This is a genomic window from Gelatiniphilus marinus (assembly GCF_042684345.1).
In the GTDB taxonomy this organism is placed as follows: Bacteria; Bacteroidota; Bacteroidia; order Flavobacteriales; family Flavobacteriaceae; genus Gelatiniphilus; species Gelatiniphilus marinus.
The window spans coordinates 1-6,988 of sequence record NZ_JBHULK010000015.1 but is presented as its reverse complement, the minus strand read 5'-3'; the positions used below and the strand labels follow the sequence as shown (position 1 = coordinate 6,988).

Sequence of the window (6,988 nt, the reverse complement as noted above, 5' to 3'; positions counted from 1 at the left end):
GCTGCCTGTTCTGCGGCGTTTTCACGCCGTAGTGCAGGCAGCGCAGCTGCGCGGGACGTTCGGCGGTATGTGCCCGATAGGGCTAAATGCCGCCGAACGGTCTCGGCTATGAGTAGTTGCGTGGTTTGGCACTTAACTTTGCAAGTACACACCAAACTGAAAATCCGCGAGGATTTTCAGAAGTAGGCGAGAACAAGCAATTACTTATAGCCATTGTTGTAAACAGTTTTTATTCGGTTATATGTTTCGCAATATCTTCAGGCCAAACAACAAATTGACCATATTGTCCATTCTTCTCAATTCCGCCTGTTTCTTTTCCACGTTTGGTCGTTATCCAATCGTCTTCTTTTTTATACATCAGTTTATTGTCGGTAAACCATTTATTAACTTTTCGACTACTTAATCCAGTCAAATTTGATAATTCTTTAGTTGTCAATAATTTAGATTTTGAATAGTCTTTATTCTCTTGAACTTTTTTTATTGTGCTTTCAGTTTTCTTTTCTATTTCTTTATCAACTTTTTTTACGGAAACTCTTATTTCCTCGCTAATCGTTAATAATCTTTGGACTTCTGCGTAAATGTCATTGTATAAATCCTCATCTTTTTCTTTTGTAACGTGAATTCCCATTTCGTCATTATTCTGCTGTGAAAAAGAATATAAATTCATTGAGGTTACTATCGCTTCATTTTCGTTCAGATAGCATTTTGCGTGAAGTGAATTACAAAGACTTGTCCTAATTCCGATTTGACTTTCAAGCCAATTGCTTTCTTCTACTTGTAATTTATTCTCTCGGTAAATTATTCGGATGTCTCTTTTTTGAATGTTCAGATTTTCCAAATGGTCTTTTACCCTTTTGTGAAATTGAAGATATGGACTAATTAAAATCAGTCGGTCTTTTGTGGTTTTAATTAATTCTTCTAAATGATATGAAACACCTGTCGTGTTTAAAAATTTTGCCATTTTCTATTTCAGTTTCTTGGTTTTCGTAAATTGTTTACAACGTCCCGCGCAGCTATGCGCTGTTTTGCAAAGTGAAAAGTAGTGAAACGTTTTCACTTTGCAAAATGGCGTATAGCTGCCTGTTCTGCGGCGTTTTCACGCCGTAGTGCAGGCAGCGCAGCTGCGCGGGACGTTCGGCGGTATGTGCCCGATAGGGCTAAATGCCGCCGAACGTGTTTGTATATGGTTTGTTGCGTGGTTTAGCACGTAATTTAGCAAATAAAAACCGAATAGAAAATCCGCGAGGATTTTCGTAAGTAGGCTAGAACTAGCAATAAATTATATACGGTGTTGCCAACCGTTATTTATTCCGTATTCTTTCAGAACGTTTTTCCATTTCGTTTCTACATTTTGAGGTATTAAAATACTTTCCTCATTCGCTATTTTTTGTCCTTTTTCTTTGTTAAATGATAGGAAATTAAAACTTCCTTGTATGTAATAGTCATTATCTTTTATTATCAATTTTCTGTGTGTTCCTGTCATTTTATAGTTTCCTTGTTCTTCAAAATGAGTTGGTAAATGTATTAAATGGAAATTCTTTTGGTATTTGCTTTTTAGATTTCGCAGTTTTTCAATTGTTCCGTAATGATGTTCATCATTACTTTCAATTCCATACAATATGATAACATCTACACTTCTTTGTAATGCTTTTTCAATACTATTTATATATTTTAAAGTAGCACGTTTTACCCAAGGACTTTCTATTAGTATTCTAGATTTAGCTGTCTTTAATGCTTCTGCAAATTTTTCTTGCGTTTCCCAAACTGAAAGTGTTTGTGTTTCGGTTATCTTTTTCTCGTTTTCAGTTACTTTAAACTCTTCTAAAAGTTCATTGTTATTTTCTTCTTGAATTTTCGCAAAACTTGTTCTGTCGGAAGTTGTAAATTGATATAAAATACTTGGATATTTTTCAGATAGAGATTTTGAAAGGCGTTTTTCTTTTGAAACATCCTTATCTGTATTTCTAACTTCAATATATGGCTCTAATTCACTTTCTTTTTCTTTTATTGGAATATATTCGATTAAATAATAATCGTGATTTTCCTTTTTATCAAACTTAATATTTGACTTGTCGTAATCAACTAAATATGCTTTTCCATTATTCTCTCTTTTATAAATGTCAGAAAGTTGTTCGTTTTTATTTTTAAGCAATTCAGGATTTTTGATTGAATAATCTATCTCTGGATTTAATCTGTTTTCAATGTTTTTATCGCTAAATAATCTGAAATTCTTTTGAATCGCTTGATTTGATATTGCATCAATTAAAAATTCAAATTCTTCTTCTTCAAGAATTTTTAAAATACCATTATCTTTTACAAATTCTTCTCCTTGTTCGGTTACTAACCAAATACCTGAAGCAAAATCTACAAAGCCTCTTTCACGCAAAAAGTATAATTCTCTTAATATGAAGTCTTCTTTGTTAAGACCTAGAAATTTAATTATTTGCTCTTCTTTATTATAACCTGCTTTTATTGTTCTTAAAAAAACAGAATACACTTGTTGTATTGATTTTTCAGGCAATTTATTTACAGTTGCGTTAACACGAACTCGTCTATATGGATAAGCAAATTGGATAATTTCATTTATCTTATAATTGCTTGGACATTGTTTGTCTAACTTTTTATGTATTTCTTGTATGTCCATTAAAATATTTGTTCTACGTTTTTAACAATCCAATCTTTCTTCAATTCACTTAAATATTTTTGTAATGCTGGTTTTTGATTTGTGTTTTCCAAATCTTTTGGTGGTTTAGCACTTAATATACTATCTAAATTACCAACAATAATTATTAGTTTTTTTTGCCTTGATAAAGCAACATTTATACGATTTGCATTAGATAAAAATCCTAATGTTTGTTGCTGACTTCTTACTAAATCAAAAATGATAATATCCTTTTCTAAACCTTGAAATTTATCTACAACAGAAATAACTACATTATTAGATTTTACATTTTTTAGTTTACGATAATCAACTTTATTTCTAACAACTTTTCTTATTTCTCTTACTTGTGCAGAATAACCTGTGATAACACCAATTGTATAGTTCTTTACTTTTTCAAACTTATCTAATTGATTTAGAAGTTCAGGTATTAATTCAGCACTTAATTTATTTCTTGACGAACCATTTCCATCAATTTCACTTTTATATGAATTACCAATATCAAGAAAGACAATTGAACTATCAATTTTTAAATCAAGATTATGTTCTTTATCTTGTGGTCGTTCAACTGGTTTTATCGATTCATCTCCAAAAGGTTCATAAAAGCATTTTGAAGTTAGTAAAACTTGGTCTTTAGAACTTCTTCTACATTCTTCTAACTGACTTTTAAAGTCGTCATCAATTTTTGTTATTACTTGCTCAAATAAACTTGGTCTATTAAAATAATCATCCCAACTATCAAATTCATCTGTGTCAGTTTTAAACTTTTCTCTTAACCATTTTTCAACTTCACGATTTGCAGTTAGCATTGGTCGTAATTGTCTATGGTCGCCAACAAGGATTAATTTTTCGGCTAAAACTGTTGGTATTAATGCTTCTGCTGTGGTTGCTTTTCCACTTTCGTCCATTATTACATAGTCAAACTCAAAATTATATTTTTGATATTTTTTTGACGCAATATGATTAGTTGTTGCTCCAATTACTCTAATGCTATCTATTAATTTTTGATTTATATTGCTATTCTCATCTAACGAACTAATTGATGCTAACCAATCTTTAAATATTTGTTGTTTTAAAAAATATTCTACAAAATTTACTTTTACATAACTATTGATTGAAGTTATAAATTCTGTTTCAGAAGTTAAAGATTTTTCTAAACCTTTAAACGTATTGAAACGTTCTAACATTTTTTCTATTTGTTGCCTTTTTACTTTCCATTGTTTATTGGAAGAAAGGATTTCAAAAATTGGTAATAGAATAATATTCTCTTTTTCTAATGCCTTTTTGAATTGCTCTTTATATGGTTTCCAATTGGCTTTAGTTTTTTTTCTTACTTCTTCTTTCCAACCCTCAATTTTTCTGTCTAAAGTATGTTTTTGCAAACTTGATTTTGGTTTTCTAATACCACTTAATCGAACAATTGGAATCTCTTTTTCCAATAGATTATCTAACACGTTATCAACTGCATCATTTGTTTGAGAAGTGATTAAAATTTTAGCATCAGGATTTTTATTTAAAATTTGAAAAACAATTTCTGTGATTACAGTTGTTTTTCCTGTTCCTGGTGGACCTTGAATAATTGTTAAAGGTTCTCTATGAATTGCATTTAGTATTGCTTTTTGTTGATTAAAACTATATACAAAGTCATTTCCTTTTTCGTCTGTTTGATAAACATTTGTTAGTTCTTGAAATTCAAGATATTTGCCTTGTAAATCAGTAGGATTAAAAACGTAATGTATTAAATCTCTATTTTGAACTTCATTATATTCTACTTTTCGTATTGCTTCTAATTGTCTTTTCTTTTCCTCTTCTTGTTTACTGATATTTTCAAATATGTAACCATTTTTGGGAATTTTTTCAAAATCTAATCGTTCACAATCCTTAAATTTTAGAACTCTTGTTTTTGTGTTGAAATCATAAGCAACTCCCGAAAATTTCATTGGGTCTTTCATTTGTTTTTTATCAGCAGTTTCACTTACGATAAATTCAAAATCTTCTGGACTTGGTGGAGTTGCTTTGTCAATATGAGAAAAGATTAAACCATTTTTACTGTATTTCTCATTATCTTGAATTTTAAATGAAATTTCATAATTTCCTTTTTTTTCAAAACCTACAAAACGTAATCTTAATGAGTTTTTTTCTAAAACTTGTATTTCTTTGGTTAGTAAATCTTTAAAGAATTTCAATTCTTTAGTAATCTCTCTTTTTCCTTTTCTATATTCGCTTTCGTTCTGTTTTTCTTTTTGTATTTTCTTAAAAAAAGGTGTTAAGTTAAAACGTTCGTTATAAACATTTTGAGAAGTAAACATAATTGGCAAGCCTAATTCTTTTCCATATCTCAAAGTATTAGAATGTTCTCTCTCTTTATTTTCTTTTCTTTCTCCATTTAGGATTTCTAAACCATTTTCGGATATTTTCCAAATACAATGAATATAGAAATTTTTAGTTGAGATATTTAATAGGATATTTTCTCCTCTGCTTGGACTTACGTCAAATTTCGGTTTGAAATCTGAATTATTTAAATCTTCTATAACTTCTGGTATTGCATTTATAGAAACCGAGTTTTTACTGTCAAAAGAAATTTCACTTGTGATTTTCGATAATTTCTCTAAAAAAGAAACATAATTTATTCTATTTATTGGTAATTGCTCACAAGTTTTGTCAGTCAATTTCTGGACTTCTTCAAATTCGTTAATTTCATTTTTTGAAAAATACCATTCAATAACTTTACCAATAGAATAAATGTCAGATTGATATGGAAATCCCTTTGGGATTTTTCTATCCCATTTTTCAGGTGACGCAAATTCTTTTGCGAAAATCTCTAATTCTTGTGATTGGCTTAATGTTGCAGAAATATCTGAAACTCCAAAATCAATTAAGTAAAAATCAAAGTTTTCATCTACAAGTATATTAGCAGGTGTTATATCTCCGTGAGCAAGTTTATGTTTCTGTTGCAATTGCTGTAAGCAATTTGCAATTTGTTCAATCCCTTTTAAAAAATGTGTTGGTTTAATTTCAAAAATGTTTTCTTCTAAAGAAGTTGCGTTTTTGTTTTCAAATATGATGCAATAAGCACTTTGGTTTTCGTCCCATTCGTATTCTATAATTTTCGGAAGAGAAGAGTGGACTGCTTTTTTTAAGTGTCTTAATTTGTTGTAAAGAATTTTACTTGGTTGTGAGTTTTTTTCAATTCCTTTTATCCATTTGGCAAAATAAATTTCTTCACTTTCATCTGTTACTTTTGCGGTTGATGAATAACCTCTGTTTTGGATTTCTCCGTATAGTTGGTATTTGTCTAAAATCATTCAATAATATTCAGTTTTTCAATTCGAGCACGATTTTTCTTTAATGGTTGGCAACGTTCTAGGCTATGAGTAGTTGCGTGTTTTGGCACGGACTTTTGCAAGTACACGCCAAGTTGGAAATTCCGCAGAAATTTCTAAAATAGGCGAGAACAAGCAATTACTTATAGCCATTGTTAGGCAAAGTTAAAATCCTTATTGTTTATCAGTTTTTCAAGTTCATTCTTTTTATCTCGTTAGATTCTGATATTATCCAATTATTACAAACAAATTTTCCTTTCACAATCGTATCATTTTTAATCAATCCAAAACCTCTTGGTAATCTTAATTCAAAATCTCCAAAAACATTTGATGCAATCGAATAATCAAAAGTGGAAACATTTATATTATATTTATCAATGAATATTGAATCAAAATCAACTCCATTATATTCATTTTCAGATGATTTTGAATATAAATTTATCGATTGAACCAAACTATCTTTAAACACTAATGTCAAAAATTTAAATTGTCCTTTTAATTCTCTATTCAAATCTAAACTAAAGACTTTTAGGAGTCTACTCTTTTTTCTAGATTCAATTGACATTGTGTCCAATTCTCGTTGAGTTGGGATAACCGTTTTAAGTTGAATTTTTATACGATTATTCTTTTTATCTTTTTCACAATTACATACTGAAATTATGCTATCACTATCTTTTGAATTTGATAATACAATTAAATCAAAAGCATTCTTTTTAATTAGTGTCGAATCAATTTTTAATCTATTCTCAAATAAATCTTTAGAGATTATTTTTAATTTTTTTTCGTTTCTTTCCACATTAACTTTTTCATCATTCCTACAACTAATTAGAAAAATAACTAAAAATATTATCTGGAAGTACTTTTTCATAAATTTTGCCTAACGTGTTCCTTTAGTTTGTAATAAATAACTTTATATAGAAAAAGAGGAGAACTATAACGTGTTTTAGAATTACAGATCCATGACACGTACGAGTCCTCTCTTTCTATAGAGTTGCAAAGAACCATT

At 29.3% G+C, this 6,988-nt stretch carries 4 protein-coding genes; all 4 read right to left on the bottom strand.

Annotation, left to right across the window (positions count from 1 at the left end; all coding sequences use genetic code 11):
• Window positions 1–229: 229 nt before the first annotated feature.
• Complete coding sequence (locus tag ACFSQS_RS16040; RefSeq protein ID WP_388021231.1) at window positions 230–961, bottom strand: phospholipase D family protein; 732 nt, start codon at window positions 959–961, stop codon at window positions 230–232.
• Window positions 962–1,279: 318 nt separating this feature from the next.
• Window positions 1,280–2,644: a hypothetical protein gene (locus ACFSQS_RS16035; RefSeq protein WP_388021229.1), complete on the bottom strand. Its 1,365-nt coding sequence runs from the start codon at window positions 2,642–2,644 to the stop codon at window positions 1,280–1,282.
• Complete coding sequence (locus tag ACFSQS_RS16030) at window positions 2,644–5,964, bottom strand: AAA domain-containing protein (RefSeq protein ID WP_388021227.1); 3,321 nt, start codon at window positions 5,962–5,964, stop codon at window positions 2,644–2,646. Before ACFSQS_RS16030 ends, ACFSQS_RS16035 begins: the two co-directional genes overlap by 1 nt.
• Before the next feature lie 202 nt (window positions 5,965–6,166).
• Entirely contained in the window at window positions 6,167–6,850 is a 684-nt protein-coding gene (locus ACFSQS_RS16025) for a hypothetical protein (RefSeq protein ID WP_388021225.1), read from the bottom strand.
• Between the last annotated feature and the right edge of the window lie 138 nt (window positions 6,851–6,988).

Excerpts from the sequence above, each read along its gene's own strand:
- ACFSQS_RS16030 (WP_388021227.1), bottom strand. The coding sequence starts at position 5,964 with ATGATTTTAGACAAATACCAACTATACGGAGAAATCCAAAACAGAGGT.
- ACFSQS_RS16035 (WP_388021229.1), bottom strand. The coding sequence starts at position 2,644 with ATGGACATACAAGAAATACATAAAAAGTTAGACAAACAATGTCCAAGC.
- ACFSQS_RS16025 (WP_388021225.1), bottom strand. The coding sequence starts at position 6,850 with ATGAAAAAGTACTTCCAGATAATATTTTTAGTTATTTTTCTAATTAGT.
- ACFSQS_RS16040 (WP_388021231.1), bottom strand. The coding sequence starts at position 961 with ATGGCAAAATTTTTAAACACGACAGGTGTTTCATATCATTTAGAAGAA.